Genomic DNA, 17,801 nt, shown 5'->3' with positions numbered 1-17,801 from the left:
CTAAGAATTAAATAAAATAAGTAACAGGTCATGACTAAAAGTAGCCACAACGACGGCATGAAAAAGTTTTAGGCTTATCAAAGGCAACAGCAGGGACGGTTAATTATTATATTAAATAATAGATATAATATTTTATACATGTCCCCCTGATTTTGCAGATATTGTGTATGAAATAAGTAACCGTCCCTTGGCTTATACTTTTTTCCTTTTTTGTAAATGGACATTTTCACACTAACCGTCCCCCCAAAAAAGTGACAAGTTCATATAAATATTATTAAATTTTTATTACAAACTAAAATATATAAAAAGTTTCGTGCTAAAATAGAATTAGCCCATATCCTTTGGAGTGGGACTAATTTAAAGAGGTGGAAAAAATGAAAATAGGTTTTATTGGCGCTGGAAAGGTAGGTTGTGCCTTTGGACGCTATCTTACTGAAAGAGGACTTGATGTTGAAGGTTATTACAGCAGGTCTATTTTATCATGTCAAAGTGCTGCAGACTTTACAAAAACAAAGGTTTTATCCTTAGAGGAGCTAATCCTATCCTGTGACTACATATTCATTACAACTCCTGATAATGTTATATCATCCCTTTGGGAGAGCATTAAAAATTTTGATTTAAAAGGAAAAAGCATATTTCATATGAGCGGGTGTTTAACCACCGATGTTTTTTGTGATGCAAAAAAGATTGGGGTTTTTTCCTATTCCCTTCATCCCCTTTATCCCTTTACCGATAGAGAATGTTATAAATACTTAAAGGATGTTATTTTTTCTGTAGAAGGAGAAAATATAAATAACATAAAATCTTTTTTAGATTTGGCAGGGCTTAAATATTTTTTAATAGATAAAAATGATAAGGCAAAATATCATGCAGCGGCAGTATTTGCTTCAAATTATATCGTGTCTTTAGCCAAGATTTCCAAGGAAATACTGTTAGAGTGCAATATGGATGAAAAGTTTATAGTTGATGCAATATATCCACTTATGCAGGGAGCTATTTTAAACATAAAAGAAAAGGGTGTTGAAGATTCTTTAACAGGGCCAATAGTCAGGGGAGATTACAACACTATAAAGCTTCATCTTGACAGTATTGAAAAATATAAGGAAATATATAAAAGTTTAGGACTTACAGCACTAAATATTGAAATGGAAAAACTAAAAAGATGCAAAGATGAAGATTGCATGGAGAAAATGGAAAAGCTAAATAAAATAGAAAAAATGTTAAGGGGAGATAAGTAATGAAAAATACAGTTGCAACTTTTAAAGAGGCAAAGGAAAAGGGTATAAAGCTTACTATGCTTACAGCCTATGATTATTCCTTTGCAAAGCTTGTTGATGAGGCAGGAATTGATGGAATATTAGTAGGTGATTCCCTTGGCATGGTTGCATTAGGCTATGAAAACACATTATCCGTTACAATTGATGATATGATTCATCATATAAAGGCAGTAAGACGAGGGGCTAAAAATGCACTTATAGTTGGAGATATGCCTTTTCTTTCATATCATATATCAGTTGAAGATTCTGTAAAAAACGCAGGAAGGCTCATTCAGGAGGGAGGATGCCACGCTGTAAAGCTTGAGGGTGGAATTGAGGTTTTAGATAAGGTAAAGGCCATAATAAAGGCACAAATTCCTGTTATGGGGCATATAGGCTTAACTCCCCAGTCGGTAAATATGCTTGGGGGCTTTAAGGTGCAAGGTAAATCAAAGGAGCAGATAAAAAAGCTTATAGATGATGCAAAGTATCTTGAGGAGGCCGGGGTATTTTCTATAGTTTTAGAGGCTGTACCTGATGAGGTTGCTAAAATTATTACTGAATCCATATCAATCCCAACCATAGGCATCGGTGCAGGAAAATACTGCGATGGACAAATACTTGTTATAAACGATATGCTTGGACTTTTTAGCGATTTTACTCCAAAGTTTGTAAAAAGGTATAGAAATCTTGGGGAGGAGATAAAGTCTGGAATTTTAGAATATATTGAAGATGTAAGAGAGGGAAAATTCCCTGAGGATGCACATTCTTTTAAGCTTAATAAAGAAATTTCCGATGAGATAAAAAAGCTGTATTAGTAAAATAAGACAATTAAAATTTTTGTTTTATAAGCACAAACTTATATCTATACCAAAATGGCTTGCTTAATTATATTAATAATTACATTAGCAAAATAAATATTGTGCCACTTAAAAGCGGCAGGATGGAGGATATTATGGAAATAATAAGAAGCGTAACGGAGATGAAAAGCGTTATTTGGGATATTAAAAATACTAAAAAGAGCATAGGCTTTGTGCCTACTATGGGATATCTTCACGATGGGCATAAAAGCCTTATTGAAAGGGCAAGATTAGAAAACGATACTGTTGTAGTCAGCATATTTGTAAATCCTACTCAGTTTGGACCGGGGGAGGATTTTGAAAGATATCCAAGGGATGAGGAGAGGGATAAAAAAGTATGCCTTGATGCAGGGTGTGATATTATATTTATGCCAGAGAGCCAAGATATGTATAAGGATAATTATTCAACCTATGTTGAGGTTTTAAATTTAACAGAGGGGCTTTGCGGTGCTTCAAGGCCAGGGCATTTTAGAGGCGTTGCAACGGTTGTTACAAAGCTTTTTAATATAGTAAAGCCTGACAGGGCATACTTTGGGGAAAAGGACGCTCAGCAGCTTATTGTAATAAAAAGAATGGTTGAGGATTTGAATATGGATGTTGAAGTTGTAGGATGCCCAATAGTGAGGGAAAGGGACGGACTTGCACTAAGCTCGAGAAATACATATCTTAATGAGGATGAAAGAGTACAGGCCCTAAACCTTTATAAATCCTTAAACCTTGCAAAGAATATGATAGATAAGGGAGAGAGGGATGTAAAAATAATTAGGGACGAGATGATAAAACTTATAAATACTGCAAAGGATGCAAAGATTGATTATGTTGAATTTGTTGATACTGAAAATTTAAAGCCTATAAATATAATTAAAGGCGAGGTTTTAATCGCCCTTGCAGTTAAAATAGGCAAAACAAGGCTTATAGATAATATTAAAATAAAATGTAATGATTAGATGTAAAGGAGGATATTATGCTTTTAAATATGCTAAAGTCAAAGATACACAGGGCAACGGTTACAGAGGCAAACCTTAACTATGTTGGAAGCATTACAATAGATGAGGATTTAATGGATGCGGCAGACCTTTTGGAAAACGAAAGGGTTCAGATTGTAAACATAAACAACGGTAAAAGGTTTGATACCTATGTTATAAAGGGAGAAAGAGGAAAAGGGCAGATTTGTCTTAACGGTGCAGCAGCAAGGCTTGTTCATCCTGGGGATAAGGTAATAATAATGTCCTACTGCTTTGTTGACTATAGTGAGGCAAAGGATATAAAGCCTAAAGTTGTGCTTGTAGATGATAATAATAGGGTAGAGAGGATTATACAGGAAAGAGAGGGAATGGTAGTATAAAGCTCAAAAAGGTGCCAGGGAGACCTCCGAAAAAATAAAGTTTTATTGAAAAACATACGATATATAGTATTTCAATACTATTATGCGCTACTATATATTGTTACAGCAAATTTTAATCTGCTATTTTTCGGAGCCTTCCCAGGCACCGGAGAAAGGAGAAAAGAGGAAAAAAGTGCTACCCAGTTGGCAAGTGACAAACTTACATAGTTAAGTTTGCTATTTGTTAGCTGGGTGTTTTTTTATAAATCAATAAATAAGTAACAGGTCATGACTAAAAGTAGCCACAACGACGGAATGAAAAAGTTTGTGTTTTTTCAAAGGTAACAGAAGGGACGGTTACTTATTATATTAAATAATAGACATAATATTTTATACATGTCCCCCTAATTTTGCAGATATTGTGTATGAAATAAGTAACCGTCCCTTGGCTTGTACTTTTTTCCTTTTTTGTAAATGGACATTTTCACACTAACTGTCCCTAAGCTTGTACACGTATTATGCATTTATCTGCCATGTTATTACATTTTTTGACACACCAAAATAAGTGAATCTTCATATTATTTATTAGGGTGGGGGAATAAATTCTATAGAGTGAGGATAATGTATCAGCTTGCTAAACTTTAAATCATAATGCGTTGGCTTATGCTCATGAGAAGATAATATCAGATATAAAAGATATAAATATAGAAAGCTTCTATAAAATTTTTCATAATTAAAGGGGAATTTTAAGGCAGATAGAAAATTTATAAAACATTATAAGATGCAGGTGAATGAAATGGATTATATGTTTAACTATTTTAATAAAATGCTTCAAAAATCCTCAAAAGAATATGAAACAGAGCTTATAGACAATTTAAAGGAAATACAGGATTTAATACTTCGTTTTAATAAAAGCAATGGAAATATAAAGAGTGACGTAGGAAAAAAATTATATCAAAGGCTTAAAGATATAGGCTGCATATCCTATAGTATTGATATCTTAAAAAAATTGATAGAACTTCAGCCTAAGAAAAACTCTCTATATATGGAACTCAATATTAGCAAAGAAAAACTTGCACTATTGAATGATACTTCTCATAAATCCCCATCACCATATATAAAAAATAAATATACTATCTACAACATGGATGGATATAATAAAATTCTCCATGTTTTAAATACGTCTATGCCTTATGTGAATAACGGTTATAGTATTCGCTCTGATTATATAATAAAAAAACAAAAGGAATATGGATTTAAGCCTGTTGCTGTTACAAGACCGGGTTTCCCTAATGATTTTTTCCCAAACGCTATATTAAATTCCCAGAAAATCCTGTTGGAAACCTTTGATGATATACACTACTATAGACCTTATTTAAATGAATTTATGCGCTGTACCCCAATAAAACAATATATATCACACTTTTCAGGTGCTATAAGTTATGTAGTAGCAAAGGAATCTCCACATATAATACATGCTGCTTCGAACTATGTTATAGGCTTATCTGCCCTCAACGCTGCCAGAGGGAACAATAGGCCTTTTGTATATGAAATAAGAGGATTTTGGGAATTATCTAAAGCATCAAAGGAACCTCTTTTTGCTTTTTCTGAAGAATTTAGCCTGTCTCAGCTTATTGAAACATATCTATCTTATGAAGCCGATATTGTAGTGGTTATATGCGAACATTTAAAAGAAGAGCTTATAAGCCGAGGAGTTGACGAAAATAAAATTTATATAGTCCCTAACGGTGTAGATTGCAACCGTTTTGTACCTTTAGAACCTGATAAATTAATTAAAGAGAAATATAATTTGTATAACTGCTTTGTTATAGGCTATATAGGAAGTATAGTAAATTATGAAGGGCTGCAGAACCTTATTGAAGCTTTAAGATGTCTTAAAAAGAAGGGATATTCAGATATTAGACTTGTTATTGTGGGAGAAGGCGAAAGTAGAAAAAACTTAGAAGAACTTTCAAGAGAACTTTCTCTTCAGGATTCAATTATTTTCATAGGGAAAATACCTCATAACCAGGTTGTACAATTTTACTCTGCTTTTGATATATGTGTATACCCAAGGTTGAAAAAGAAGGTTACTGATATGGTAACTCCATTGAAGCCTCTTGAGGCTATGGCTTGTGGCAAAGCAGTTGTATGTTCTGATGTAGATGCTATGAAGGAAATTATAATCCCTGAAGTAAACGGGCTAATCTTTAATAATACAATTGAAGATTTATGCAGGAAAATTCAGCTTTTATATTTAAACAAAGACTTTAAAATAAGTTTGGGAAATAAATCAAGAAAATGGGTTGAAAGCAATAGAGATTGGGACAATATTGTAAAAATATATGAAGAGATTTATAGAAATATTTATGAGAAATCAAAAGGGTGAATATTATGATAAAGTTTTCCTTTCCAATTGAAAATCTTAAAAGGAGAAAAAAAATAGAAGTTTTTGATCTGGGCGGAAACTGGACTGAGAAAGAATTGAGTATAGCAAATAATTATCTTTTAAGCGGATATTGCTATATTAACAAACAGTTTAAACCTGTAAAATGGGAAAAGGATATTTGGAACTCGAACCTAATAAAAGACAGGAGCTGGCAGTTTAGGCTTCACACTTTGATTATGATTCAACATCTTACAAACGTCTATGAATCTTCCAAAAATATTACCTCAATTATTAAAGCAAAAAATATTCTATTAGACTGGATGGAGCATAATTACCCAAATTCAAAATCAGAAATGGCATGGCATGACCATTCAACAGCACTAAGGGTTATAGCTATATGCAAGTTTTTTGAAAGCTGGAAGGAATGTGACTGGGATAATAATACAGCAGTTAAAATTGCACAGCTCATAGAAGCCCATTGCATCAAATTATCAGATCCCAATTTTTACAAAGAAAAGCATAATCATGGCTTAGATCAGGATATTGCTCTTTATGTAGCATCTACAGTATTTTCTAATCTTGAAAAAGCACCTCAGTGGCGTCAATTGGCTTTAGAAAGGTTTTATAATCAATTGAATCAGATATTCGGCTTTGATGGAAGCTATCTTGAACACTCACCAGGTTACAGCTATCTTGTATGCCAGAGGCTTTTCAATTTTCTTAACTTTATGAAGTCAAATGGAGATTGTATAAGTGAAAAACTTGAAAATATAATAGCTTCTCAGCTTCAATTCATTACTTTCATGCTTCAACCGGACGGTATAATAACTCCTATAGGTGATACTCAAAGGACACTTTTAAAAATAAAAAAATTCAAAAATCCTCCTAAAAAAGCATTGGACAATTTTGATTATATTTTAAACAAAGGCATAATAGGTGAATTTCCATCAACAACTGATATGATATACCCTGTTGGAGGATATTTATCAGCCCGCAACAGATGGGATTTAGATTCAGATACAGTTCATCTTATTTTTTTAAGCAGTTTCCACTCAAATGTGCATAAACATCATGATGATTTGTCAATAACTTTGTTTGCACATAATCAGCCTATTCTAATAGACTCTGGAAAATATAACTATAATTATAATGATCCTGAAAGACAGTATGTAGAATCTAATAGGGCTCATAATACTGTAGTAGTAGATGATATGAATACAGATATATCTAAAAACAATATAGGAAAGTCAGGAATAACTGATTACTATATGAGTGAAGAGCTGTGCATTGGAATTGGTACTCACTGCTTATATCATGGAGTTGTGCATCAAAGAACAGTAATTTTCTTAAAACCCTATAATATAATCATTTTAGATGAGCTTTCAGGCTATAAAACACATAAATTTGAGCAAATTTTTAATTTCTATCCTAATATTGACTGTAAAGTTGATAACAACAAAATATCAGGATATATAAATGACAATTGCAGAATACAGCTTACACCTTTGCTTGCTCAAAATGAATTGGAATTTAGCTTGGTTAAAGGTCAAAAAAAACCTCTCAGGGGCTGGTGTTCTATAGAATATGCCAAGCTGACTCCAAGCTTTTCAGGAAGTTTCATTCAGCGTGGAAAAAAAGTCCGTTTTGCTACTCATATAAATCTAAAACCATCTTTATATGAGGTAGAATGTTTTTTATGGGAAGGTAACTTTGTAAAAATTTCTTTGGTTGGAAGGAATCTGGAATTAAATTTAAGTGATGATGAAAAACTTATTATCTTTAACAGCAGAACAGAGAAAATGATTAAGATATACAATCAAAAGCTTTATGAGGAAATAAAAAAAAGGATATATATTGAATCTATTTCAGTTGATAAACCAAGTCCTCAAAAGTTAGGGGAAAAGATTACCTTTAGCTGCTCTGCATTAGGTGATGATCTAAATTATGCATGGTATGTATATAAAGATAATGAAAAAATATTTGCTACTTCTTATTCAAGTAAAAATTATTTCCTTTGGGAACCTTATGATGTTGGCAACTATAAAATTAAAGTATTTATAAAGGACTTATCAGGAAACAAAAGGACAATAATATATAGTTCTTTTATAATAATATAAAGTGAAATGATAGGTATTTTAAAATACCTATCATTTATTGTTATCCTAAGAATCTTTTTAATATCTCTTTTTTTCAGCTTCATCTTCTATAATGCCTATTCTGAATCTCCTATCAAAGTTAGTAAGAGTGTTTGCAGAGTGAACTACTATCATATAGTTGCCTTCTGAAAGTATTTCATGAGGCAGGTTAATCATTTTAGTTTAAACTGTTACAATCGGCCTATAATCTGAAGTTACCTCAAAATCCTCTATTTCATGTAGAATAATACTATGCATTTTTTGACGTTCTTCTTCAATTTGTGATTTAACTATATAGGCATAGTTGAATTTGTCAGAGGAATACATTTTTATTCCCTCTTTAGCCCAAATTTGAATATATAAAGGAGCTTTTGTATTTAAGCCGTAGTCAAATTTCACTTTTTTAAATATATCTTTATCTATTACTGCTGCAAAGGGATTTACAAAATCAGTATACCTGTATTCATTATTTGGATTTGATAATATTAGTTTAGAATACTTCTCTAAATATGCAAAATAAGTACCTTTTCCTGCTACCTGAGCTTTTGCATGCTGAAATACATTCATTAAATCCCATAGAAAATATTCGCCATAATAGCTTAGTGGATGAAAGATAGATATATATCTGCAGCTAACAGAAGGTATTTGATTATCAATATTTTTATATATACTCTCATTAGTATTTAAGACTTTAATTTTAATATTTTCTTCATTTCTAATAATATTTTTAATTTCTTCTATATCTAATAAGTAATCCTTAATTAATAGAATAAGTTCTTTTCTCTTATAAAGCTGCCTTTTATAGTTTTCTAATATTTGATATATCTCTTCTAAGCTGCTTGCACAGGATATAACTGTTACCCCTATACTATTTTCTTTCAGATAATTAACTCCTATTTTATCCAATATATAATTTAATCTGTGCCTGTAAGTATGTTTGCTGAATATCTCCCTTTGTCCAAGAAGAGAGAGCCTATCTCTTAATTTTTCATTATTTAAAAGTTTATTTAAGTTCTCCTCAGTTTCTTTTTTATTTTTACTCATAAGAACCAAGCCTAAAAACATATTCTCAATTCCTTTTGAATAACCGCTTACTACATTTGTTCCACAGGCTAAAAGTTCAAAAACTCTTCTTGAAAACATAGTGGGACTATTTTGGATTGAATTCACATTTAAAAAAATATAGTATTTTTTATATTCCTGAACCATCTGAATATAAGGCAGACTTCCTTTTATATACGGCTCATAATCTTTGGGAAAATGGAAATATGGATTTGGATTATTAAAATTTCTATCATATATGGACAAATCATATTTAAGTGCTGGCTTTAATATTATCTCCATGTCCCTGTTTCTTAAATCATGCCCCTTGCTGTGATAGCTTCCTGCAAAAGCTATTTGACCGAGTTTTTCAGCAAGGCGGTTTATTGGATTGTGAATTTTTGGCTGTGCAGCAAAGGGGAGTACATAAACTCTGGTATGATTTAGACTTTCTACATATTTTGGAATGCAGTCAGCGTCAGTAGTAAATACATAGTCAAAAAGTCTTGCTAAATCAATAAAATAGGAAAAATGTATTGGATCTTCTTTGTTCCAGAATACTGTTTTTATATTATGTCTTTTACAATAATCTATTATTGGCTCAATAACACTAACTTTAAACCCTAAAGTGCCGCTTATTAATTGCCTCCAGTCTCCATTTATTCCATACCAGATTGATTCCATAAAAAATATCTGGGGATTTTGCGATTGTATAAGAGATTTCCAGTTTGATGGAGACAAATATATAAGGTCACATTCTTCTTTAAAACAAATATAACTGAACTCATCCAAAATAGCAGCTATTTTAACCATATTCTCACACCCTTCTAATGTTTGCTTATATACTAATATGATTATTTGTCGAATCATGTTACTGATAAAATAAAAAAAGGTTCTTTCTACTCTTAGTTGAAAAAGTAAAATTTTGCCTGAATATTCATGTAGAATTACAATTTAAAATTAAAGCAAAATATTACTCATCAACTAACTTTGAAAGAACCTGATTTTTGATAATAATATTATGAATTAAGCAGTAAGTTATTTGATAACCAACTGCTTTATAGGTTTGTAATTTTTGAATTAGGTGGCACTATACTATCCTAAGGCTCAAATCTAAGGATTTGTAGGAGTGGGTTATGGCACCGGTTGATATAAAATCAACCCCTGTTTTTGCAATGTCGCTTATAGTATCTAAGTTTACATTTCCTGAAACTTCAGTTAAAGCCCTGCCGTCTATTAACAAAACAGCTTCCTTAATAAGCTGAAGGCTCATATTATCAAGCATTATTATATCAACACTGCACTTTAAAGCCTCCCTTACCATGTCTAAATTTTCCGTTTCAACCTCAATCTTTTTAAGATTGGAGTATCTTTTTTTAACAAGCTCTACTGCATTATAAATTCCCCCAGCTGCCTTTATGTGGTTGTCTTTAATTAATATGCCGTCGGACAGGTTGAACCTGTGATTTACAGCACCTCCAACCATTGTTGAATATTTTTCAAGGATTCTAAGATTTGGAGTTGTCTTTCGTGTATCAAGAAGCTGTGCCTTTGTCCCTTCTATCCTTTTAACAAATTCCCTTGTAAGCGTTGCAATACCGCTCATCCTTTGTATAAAATTAAGGGCAGTTCTCTCACCAATAAGTATATTTTTGGTTTTGCCCCTTAATGTGCATACTACATCTCCTTTTTTAATTTCATTTCCATCCTCTTTTAAAACCTTAACATCAACATCTCCTAAAATCTCAAAAACCCTTTTAAATACGAAAATTCCAGCTAAAATTCCATCCTGCTTTGCATAAAGATTTGCACTGTTTTGCAGGCTGTCAGGGATTATAGACTCAGTTGTTATATCCTCATAGGTTACATCTTCGTTTAGAGCATCTATTATAAGTTTATCAATGACTGATAAGTTCATCCTTAAGATCCCACCTTTTCTCTTTTATTAAATCTATTGCTATTTTTAAGTTTTCTCTTTTTACCATTTCAAAGTCAGTTATAATTTTAGGGCTTACTTTCTTAAGAAGGGTTTTATCTGAAAGGTTATTAATATAATTCGCAGCCCTTTTTGAAAATACTAAGCCTTCAAGGAGGGAGTTGCTTGCAAGGCGGTTTTCACCGTGAACCCCGGTGCAGGATACCTCCCCTGTTGCAAACAGGTTTTCCATAGAAGTTTTAGAATATAAATCAACCTCAATGCCCCCCATAAAATAGTGCTGTGCAGGGGCAACAGGTATAGAATCCTTTGTAATATCTATTCCTCTTTTTAAACACTCGCTGTAGATTTTAGGGAATCTATGCTTTACATAAGAAGAATTCAAATGGGAAAGGCTAAGATAAACACAAGGGGAATTTGTTTTTTTCATTTCACTGTAAATCTTTGATGATACCTCATCCCTTGGCAAAAGCTCATCTACAAATCTTTCACCCTTAGAATTTAAAAGATAAGCACCTTCACCTCTTACGCTTTCTGATATTAAAAACCTTCTTTCATTTGTATTTTCATAAAAAGCCGTTGGGTGAAACTGTATATATTGTATGTCCTTTAGCTTTATGCTGTTTTTAACTGCAATAGACAGCCCATCTCCTGTTAAAATCCTTTGATTTGTTGAGTTTTTAAATAGACCTCCAATTCCTCCCGTTGCGAGTATAGTAAACTTTGAAAATATGTTTATTTGTTTGTTTTCCTTAATAAATATTCCTCCAAGACATCTGTTATTTTGGGTTATTAAATCACAAAGATAGAAGTTTTTATATATCTTTATATTCTTTCGTTTTAAAACTCTTTCAATTAAAGCGTCTGCAACTTCTTTTCCAGTATAATCTTTGTGGTGGACTATTCGGTTTGTGCTGTGGGCACCTTCCCGCGTGTATAAAAGATCATCATCTGATTTGTCAAAATCAACCCCAAGCTCAATAAGCTTTTTTATATTTTCAATAGACTCATCTGCAAGAATCCTAACAGCAGTCAAATCGTTTTTGTAGTTTCCAGCCCGTAATGTATCTTCAATAAAGGATGGCTTATCAGAAGCATCCTTTGCAGTTGCAATTCCCCCCTGTGCAAGATATGTATTAGTCTGTGTAATATCTCCTTTAGATACAAGGGCAATCTTTAGATTATCTCTTAAATTAAGTGCAGAATAAAGCCCTGCAATTCCAGTCCCCACTATTAAAACATCACACTCAATATCCATTTTATCACCTTGCTAAAAGAAGCATGTTTTCAAGGGCACGTCTTGCCTTGTCTGCAACTTCCTCATCAACATTAATTTCGTGTTTCATATATAATAGGCTCTCATATACATCTTTAATTCTTGTTTTCTTCATATTAGGGCAGGTTGCAGTTTCCCCTGGGGCGTAGAAATTTTTATGGGGGTTATCCCTTTTTAGCGTATGAATTACTCCTTCTTCTGTTGCTATAACATAGTTTTTATAGTTTGTATTTGTGGCATATTCTATAATTTCCTTTGTGCTTCCCACAAAATCGGATATGTCCCTGACTTCCTTTTCGCATTCAGGGTGGCTTAAAACCACTAAATCCTTTATTTCATCCTTAAGCATAAGTATGCTTTCCTTTGAAATCTTTTTGTGGGTTGGGCAAAATCCTTCCCAAAGAATTATCTCTTTTTCAGGAACCTGCTCTTTTATGTATTCCCCAAGGTTTTTGTCAGGAAGAAAAACTATTTTTCTGTTATCAAGCTTTTTAATGATTTTAAGTGCGTTTGAGGAAGTTACAACAACATCGCAAAGGGCTTTAACCTCTGCAGTTGTGTTTATGTAGCAAACAAAGGCGGCGTCAGGATGCTTTGATTTATATTCTGAAAGTTTATCGGTATCAACCATGTCAGCAAGGGGGCAGCCTGCGTCAATAACAGGAAGGAGAACTGTTTTTTGTGGGGATAAAATTTTTGCACTTTCTGCCATAAAATGAACCCCGCAAAGGACTATTACTTCTTTATCGGATTTTTTTGCAATATCGCTCAAATAAAAGGAATCCCCAACATAATCAGCAACATCTATAACTTCTAAAAGCTGATAGTTATGGGCAAGGATTAAGGCATTTTTCTCTTTCTTTAACCTATTTATTTCATCTATCATCTTTACACCTCGCTTTACAGTTGTATATACACTATTGTAAATAAAGGCAATCGCAATTACAACTATATTTTCTTAATTTATTATTAGTAATTTTAACGTTAATTATTAAGCGAAAAGGTGCCTGGCACCGGAGAGAGGAGAAAAGAGGAAATAAGTGCCGCCCAGTTGACAAGTGACAAAGTAAATTGGGTGTCACTTTTATCTATAATAAGTAACCGTCCCTGCTCACCTGCTTATCTTGGATTAATATGTTAATATTACTTTTTTAACATAAACTTATAAATAGAAAAATAAAATAATAATAGGAAATTTGTAATTAATGTTTTGGGGGGAATTTAATGGGTAATAACAAAATACTTACCAGTTTACAAAAACTTGGTAAGGCATTGATGACACCAGTTGCTGTACTTCCAGCAGCTGCACTGCTTTTAAGGCTTGGTGCACCAGATGTGTTAAATCTAAAATGGATGTATGCAGCTGGTGATGCTATTTTTAGCAACCTTGCACTTTTATTTGCAGTTGGTATTTCAATAGGATTTGCAGAAGAAAATAATGGGGTTGCCGGCCTTGCTGCAGCTGTAGGATACTTTGTTCTTACAAAGGTTGCAACAACTTTTAACGACAAAATAAACATGGGAGTTTTGGCAGGTATAATAACAGGTATTTTAGCTGGAACCCTGTATAATAAATACAAAGCTATAAAACTTCCAGATTTTTTAGGATTCTTTGGAGGAAAAAGATTTATTCCTATTATCACATCATTTTATTCATTAATTATTGGAGTTATAGCAGGATATGTATGGCCTCTTATTCAAAATTTCATAAGCTCCTTTGGTAATGCAATAGCATCATCAGGGGCAGTTGGCGGATTTTTCTTTGGACTTTTAAACAGACTTCTCATTCCTTTTGGACTTCACCATGTTCTTAATTCCTTTGTATGGTTCCAGTTTGGTGAATTTAAAGATGCAGCAGGTAAGATAATTACAGGAGATTTATCAAGGTTCTTTGCAGGAGATCCTACTGCAGGTACCTTTATGACAGGATTTTTCCCAATAATGATGTTTGCTCTTCCAGCAGTTTGTTTTGCTATGATTATGGCTGCTAAAAAGGCGCATAGAAAAGAAGTTGCAGGTATGCTACTTGGAGCTGCTTTCACATCATTTTTAACAGGAATAACTGAACCTATCGAATTTTTATTCATGTTTCTATCACCAGTTCTTTATATTGTTCATGCACTTTTAAGTGGATTGTCACTTGCAATAACTGCAGCACTTGGAATGAAATGTGGATTTGGATTTTCAGCTGGGCTTATTGATTATGTATTAAACTTTGGAATATCAAGTAAACCCGTTGGACTGCTGCTTGTTGGACTTATCTTTGGTGTAATCTATTATTTTGTATTCTATTATATAATAGTTAAATACAATATACCAACCCCTGGAAGAATAGAAGAAGAATCTACAGCAATGTCAAAGCTTTCAGCTTCTGAATTAAATGAAAAAGCCAAAGAGATATTGAAATTTTTAGGAGGAAAGGATAATATTATAAGTATAGATGCATGTATAACAAGGATAAGGGTTAGCGTAAACAATCCAGATATAATAAAAGAAGAGGATTTTAAAGCATTAGGTGCTACCGGAGTTATAAAGATGGGTAAAAATAACTTCCAGATAATTGTTGGGACTATGGCAGACATATTAGTTACAAATATTAAGGCAATAATGAAAGGAAGCAATTAAAAGTTTTAAATTACCCCGGGTTATCCCGGGGTTTTTTGAGGTGGTTTTATGAAAAGATTTATTGATAGTTTCTCCCATGAACTGCTTAAAATGAATAAAAAAGAAATTATAAACTCAATAAAATTAAGTGAAGGAAGGGTAATAATATCTGAGGTAATTGGAACCCTTCAGCCTCTAATGGTTAACATAAGCAATGCAGAGCTTGCCTGTGCATTTGGTGCAGATATTTTACTTCTTAATATGTTTGATGTTAATAACCCCTTAATAAATGGTATTAGCGTTAATGATAAAAATGAATATATCCGCGAAATAAAAAGGCTTACGGGAAGAATTGTCGGTATTAATTTGGAGCCTGTAAGTAGCGATAAAGGTATCTTTATATCAAAAGGCAGAGTTGCTTCAAAGGAAAATGCGATAAAGGCAAGGGATATGGGAGTAAATTTAATACTTTTAACAGGTAATCCTAATGTAGGAGTTACAAATAAAGAAATAATAAATTCAATATACAATATAAAAGAGGCAGTAGGGGAGGATGTTATAATATTTGCAGGAAAAATGCATTCTTCAGGGATTTTAAATGAGCAGGGAAATAGAGTAATAACATTAGATGATATAAAATACTTTATAGATGCAGGTGCCGATGGGATTTTAATTCCTGCTCCTATGACAGTTCCGGGAATTACAGTTGAATATGTAAAGGAGCTTATAGAATATATACATTTAAGGGGAATTCTTTCAATAACATCAATAGGTACATCACAGGAGGGTTCAGATGAAGGTACAATAAGAAATATAGCCTTAGCATGTAAAATGGCAGGGGCAGATCTACATCATATAGGTGATAGTGGCCTTGCTGGAGTTGCAATACCTGAAAACATATTAACTTATTCAGTTGCAATAAGGGGGAAAAGACACACATATTTTAGAATGGCAGCGTCAATAAACAGATAAATAATAAAATAATAATAAAAACCTCCTTTGTTTTTTAACAAAAGGGGTTTTATAATTTTTAATATATAAAATAAAATTAAAACTTAGAACAAAAGAAGCTCTAAGTTTTACTATAATTCTTTTTAACAAATTCCTTTGCTAAGGCTAATAATTTTATTAGATCCGATTTTCTTTGGTTGCTACTTTGAGCACCTAATATAACTATAATTACTCTTTTACTTTTGTTATTTATTTTTATGGTAGCTGTTGCAACAATACAATTGCCAGCTGCAGCTGTATATCCTGTTTTTAAACCATCAATTCCTGTTGATAATAAGCTGCTAAAAGTAGTTGGGAGTTTTTTGTTTTCAAAAACTATATATTGTTTATTAGTATATTGCAAAACTTCAGGATATTTTAATATTGTCTCCCTTGCTAATAAATACATACTCCTTGCAGTGGACTTGTTGTATTTCCCGTTTTCTGTAATTCCTGATGCATTTATAAAATTTGTATTTTTCATGTTTAAGCTTTTTGCTTTGTTATTCATTAACGTTATGAAATCTTTTTTTTCTATACTTGAAAAATAATATCTTAGTGCTTCGGCGCTGTTATTTGCAGATATTGCCATCATAGTTGACAGCAAGCTGCTTAATGATACCTTCTTTTTTGAACTTAATGGAATTGTAACAGCATCATTGGGCATTTTTGTAATCTTAGGTATTATTTGAGTTGTAGATTTTATATTGTGTTTTTTCATAAGTTCTCGGGAGAGAAGATAAGTCATTATTTTGCTTGTTGATGCAATTCCAAGCTGTTTATCGGCATTATATGAATAAATAACTTTCCCATCTATAGTTGCAGCATATACAGCTTTGGCATTGAGATTTATATTTTTATTTGCAGCTAATGCATAATTATCAAATAATATTGTAAAGACTAATACACTGATTAATATAAAACTCCAAATTCTTTTGTGCATTTTTATTCTCCTTTTATGAATTATATATTGTTATATGGAAAGATTAAATAATTAATGATTTTTAAATTAAACTTTACATTATATGTTATATTATATCGTTACAAAATATTAAAACTTTTGTAAAAGCGAATAATATTATTGATAAATGCTTGCTAATTTTGTATAAATGATAATTTATGATAAGACGAAAAAGGTGCCTGGCACCGGAGAGTGGAGAAAATTGTGATATAATAAGTAACCGTCCCTGGGCAATGGGGCAGATATAGCTGATAGGCAATAAGAGCCATGATAAAATTAATTTTTTATCATGGCTCATAAAGTAAGCTATTTATTTTTTCCTTTAGGTACTACCTTTTCTTTTTTAGCTTTACATTTAGGTTTTGCTATTTTCTTTTCAGAAGGGATAGAAACATCATTTGATTTTTTGATAGAAGGGGGATTTATTTTGTTTTCCTTAACTTTTTCCTTTTTCTCTAATTTAGTTTTATTATCATTATTTTTTATAGTTTTTATATCTAAAGTGTTTAAATTTAATTTTTGCTTTTTAATTTCTTTATAAAACTTTGTAAGATTTATGTTTTTCCCATCTACTAAAAGTTTTATTGATTTTGGGTTACCTTCGTAGTATTCACTATTTATATATTTTTTCTCCTTTGCTTTGTTAACGATTATTATAAGACCATTGTCTAATTTTTTGTATTTTACTTTGGCTTCGGAAAGGAGCTTTTTTGCATCTTCATTAAGAGGAACAGCATTTATTATTCTGTCAAATCTATTGATATCCAGCCTTATTTCAGGATTTATGCTCACAGTAACGGAGGCATATACGGTGTAATAAAGGTTATAAAAAAAGCTTAAGAAAAGAACTAAAATTATAGAGGCGGCAATTAAAAATTGTTTAGGGATTATTTTTCCTTTTGTTTTATATACATATTCCTGTCCTATTGACAACTTTTCTTTTGTCTTAATGCTAATAAACTCTCCTGATTCAGTAAACAAAACTGCATTTTTTCCATCATAGTCCATAACAATTCCCTTTTTTATCAA

General features: G+C 32.1%; 14 protein-coding genes. 8 read left to right on the top strand and 6 right to left on the bottom strand.

What is annotated here, in order from left to right:
• Nucleotides 1-365 precede the first annotated feature (365 nt).
• The 6 genes from FDN13_RS05645 (at nucleotide 366) to FDN13_RS05620 (ending at nucleotide 7,946) form a co-directional block, all read left to right on the top strand.
• Nucleotides 366-1,238 (top strand): Rossmann-like and DUF2520 domain-containing protein, encoded by an 873-nt coding sequence (locus FDN13_RS05645; protein ID WP_256372272.1) that lies wholly within the window; start codon nucleotides 366-368, stop codon nucleotides 1,236-1,238.
• Nucleotides 1,238-2,074, top strand: coding sequence for a 3-methyl-2-oxobutanoate hydroxymethyltransferase (gene panB / locus FDN13_RS05640; RefSeq protein ID WP_138979303.1), 837 nt, complete (start codon nucleotides 1,238-1,240; stop codon nucleotides 2,072-2,074). The genes FDN13_RS05645 and panB overlap by 1 nt, the downstream gene beginning before the upstream one ends.
• Nucleotides 2,075-2,211: 137 nt before the next feature.
• A complete protein-coding gene (gene panC / locus FDN13_RS05635) occupies nucleotides 2,212-3,063 on the top strand; it encodes a pantoate--beta-alanine ligase (protein WP_138979302.1) in 852 nt (283 codons plus the stop codon).
• A gap of 17 nt (nucleotides 3,064-3,080) precedes the next feature.
• Nucleotides 3,081-3,461 carry an aspartate 1-decarboxylase gene (gene panD, locus FDN13_RS05630; protein ID WP_138979301.1) on the top strand — a complete coding sequence of 127 codons (381 nt, stop codon included), beginning with the start codon at nucleotides 3,081-3,083 and terminating at the stop codon, nucleotides 3,459-3,461.
• Nucleotides 3,462-4,236: 775 nt separating this feature from the next.
• On the top strand, nucleotides 4,237-5,829 hold the full coding sequence (locus tag FDN13_RS05625) for a glycosyltransferase family 4 protein (RefSeq protein WP_168190085.1): 1,593 nt from the start codon (nucleotides 4,237-4,239) through the stop codon (nucleotides 5,827-5,829).
• 5 nt (nucleotides 5,830-5,834) lie between these two features.
• Nucleotides 5,835-7,946 carry a heparinase II/III domain-containing protein gene (locus FDN13_RS05620; protein WP_138979299.1) on the top strand — a complete coding sequence of 704 codons (2,112 nt, stop codon included), beginning with the start codon at nucleotides 5,835-5,837 and terminating at the stop codon, nucleotides 7,944-7,946.
• 201 nt (nucleotides 7,947-8,147) lie between these two features.
• Here FDN13_RS05620 and FDN13_RS05615 read toward each other — a convergent pair whose 3' ends face one another.
• The 4 genes from FDN13_RS05615 to nadA form a co-directional block, all read right to left on the bottom strand.
• The gene (locus tag FDN13_RS05615; RefSeq protein ID WP_168190084.1) at nucleotides 8,148-9,818 is read right to left on the bottom strand and encodes a CgeB family protein; all 1,671 of its coding nucleotides are present in this window, start codon (nucleotides 9,816-9,818) and stop codon (nucleotides 8,148-8,150) included.
• 277 nt (nucleotides 9,819-10,095) lie between these two features.
• A complete protein-coding gene (nadC, locus tag FDN13_RS05610) occupies nucleotides 10,096-10,923 on the bottom strand; it encodes a carboxylating nicotinate-nucleotide diphosphorylase (RefSeq protein ID WP_138979297.1) in 828 nt (275 codons plus the stop codon).
• Nucleotides 10,904-12,199, bottom strand: a complete 1,296-nt coding sequence (locus FDN13_RS05605) for an L-aspartate oxidase (RefSeq protein WP_138979296.1) — start codon at nucleotides 12,197-12,199, stop codon at nucleotides 10,904-10,906. Before FDN13_RS05605 ends, nadC begins: the two co-directional genes overlap by 20 nt.
• Before the next feature lie 4 nt (nucleotides 12,200-12,203).
• Complete coding sequence (gene nadA / locus FDN13_RS05600) at nucleotides 12,204-13,103, bottom strand: quinolinate synthase NadA (protein WP_138979295.1); 900 nt, start codon at nucleotides 13,101-13,103, stop codon at nucleotides 12,204-12,206.
• Between the two features lie 338 nt (nucleotides 13,104-13,441).
• On the opposite strand from nadA, the gene nagE reads away from it, so the two are divergent.
• Entirely contained in the window at nucleotides 13,442-14,842 is a 1,401-nt protein-coding gene (gene nagE, locus FDN13_RS05595; RefSeq protein WP_138979294.1) for an N-acetylglucosamine-specific PTS transporter subunit IIBC, read from the top strand.
• 48 nt (nucleotides 14,843-14,890) lie between these two features.
• Complete coding sequence (locus FDN13_RS05590) at nucleotides 14,891-15,793, top strand: haloacid dehalogenase-like hydrolase (protein WP_138979293.1); 903 nt, start codon at nucleotides 14,891-14,893, stop codon at nucleotides 15,791-15,793.
• A 100-nt stretch (nucleotides 15,794-15,893) separates the two neighbouring features.
• On the opposite strand, the gene FDN13_RS05585 is transcribed toward FDN13_RS05590, so the two are convergent.
• A complete protein-coding gene (locus FDN13_RS05585) occupies nucleotides 15,894-16,754 on the bottom strand; it encodes a D-alanyl-D-alanine carboxypeptidase family protein (protein ID WP_138979292.1) in 861 nt (286 codons plus the stop codon).
• A 324-nt stretch (nucleotides 16,755-17,078) separates the two neighbouring features.
• Complete coding sequence (locus tag FDN13_RS05580; RefSeq protein ID WP_138979291.1) at nucleotides 17,079-17,801, bottom strand: anti-sigma factor domain-containing protein; 723 nt, start codon at nucleotides 17,799-17,801, stop codon at nucleotides 17,079-17,081.

Source organism: Caloramator sp. E03, from assembly GCF_006016075.1.
Taxonomy (GTDB): domain Bacteria; phylum Bacillota; class Clostridia; order Clostridiales; family Caloramatoraceae; genus Caloramator_B.
Note: the sequence above shows the minus strand (reverse complement) of the source record. Positions and strands in the feature narration are given on the sequence as shown.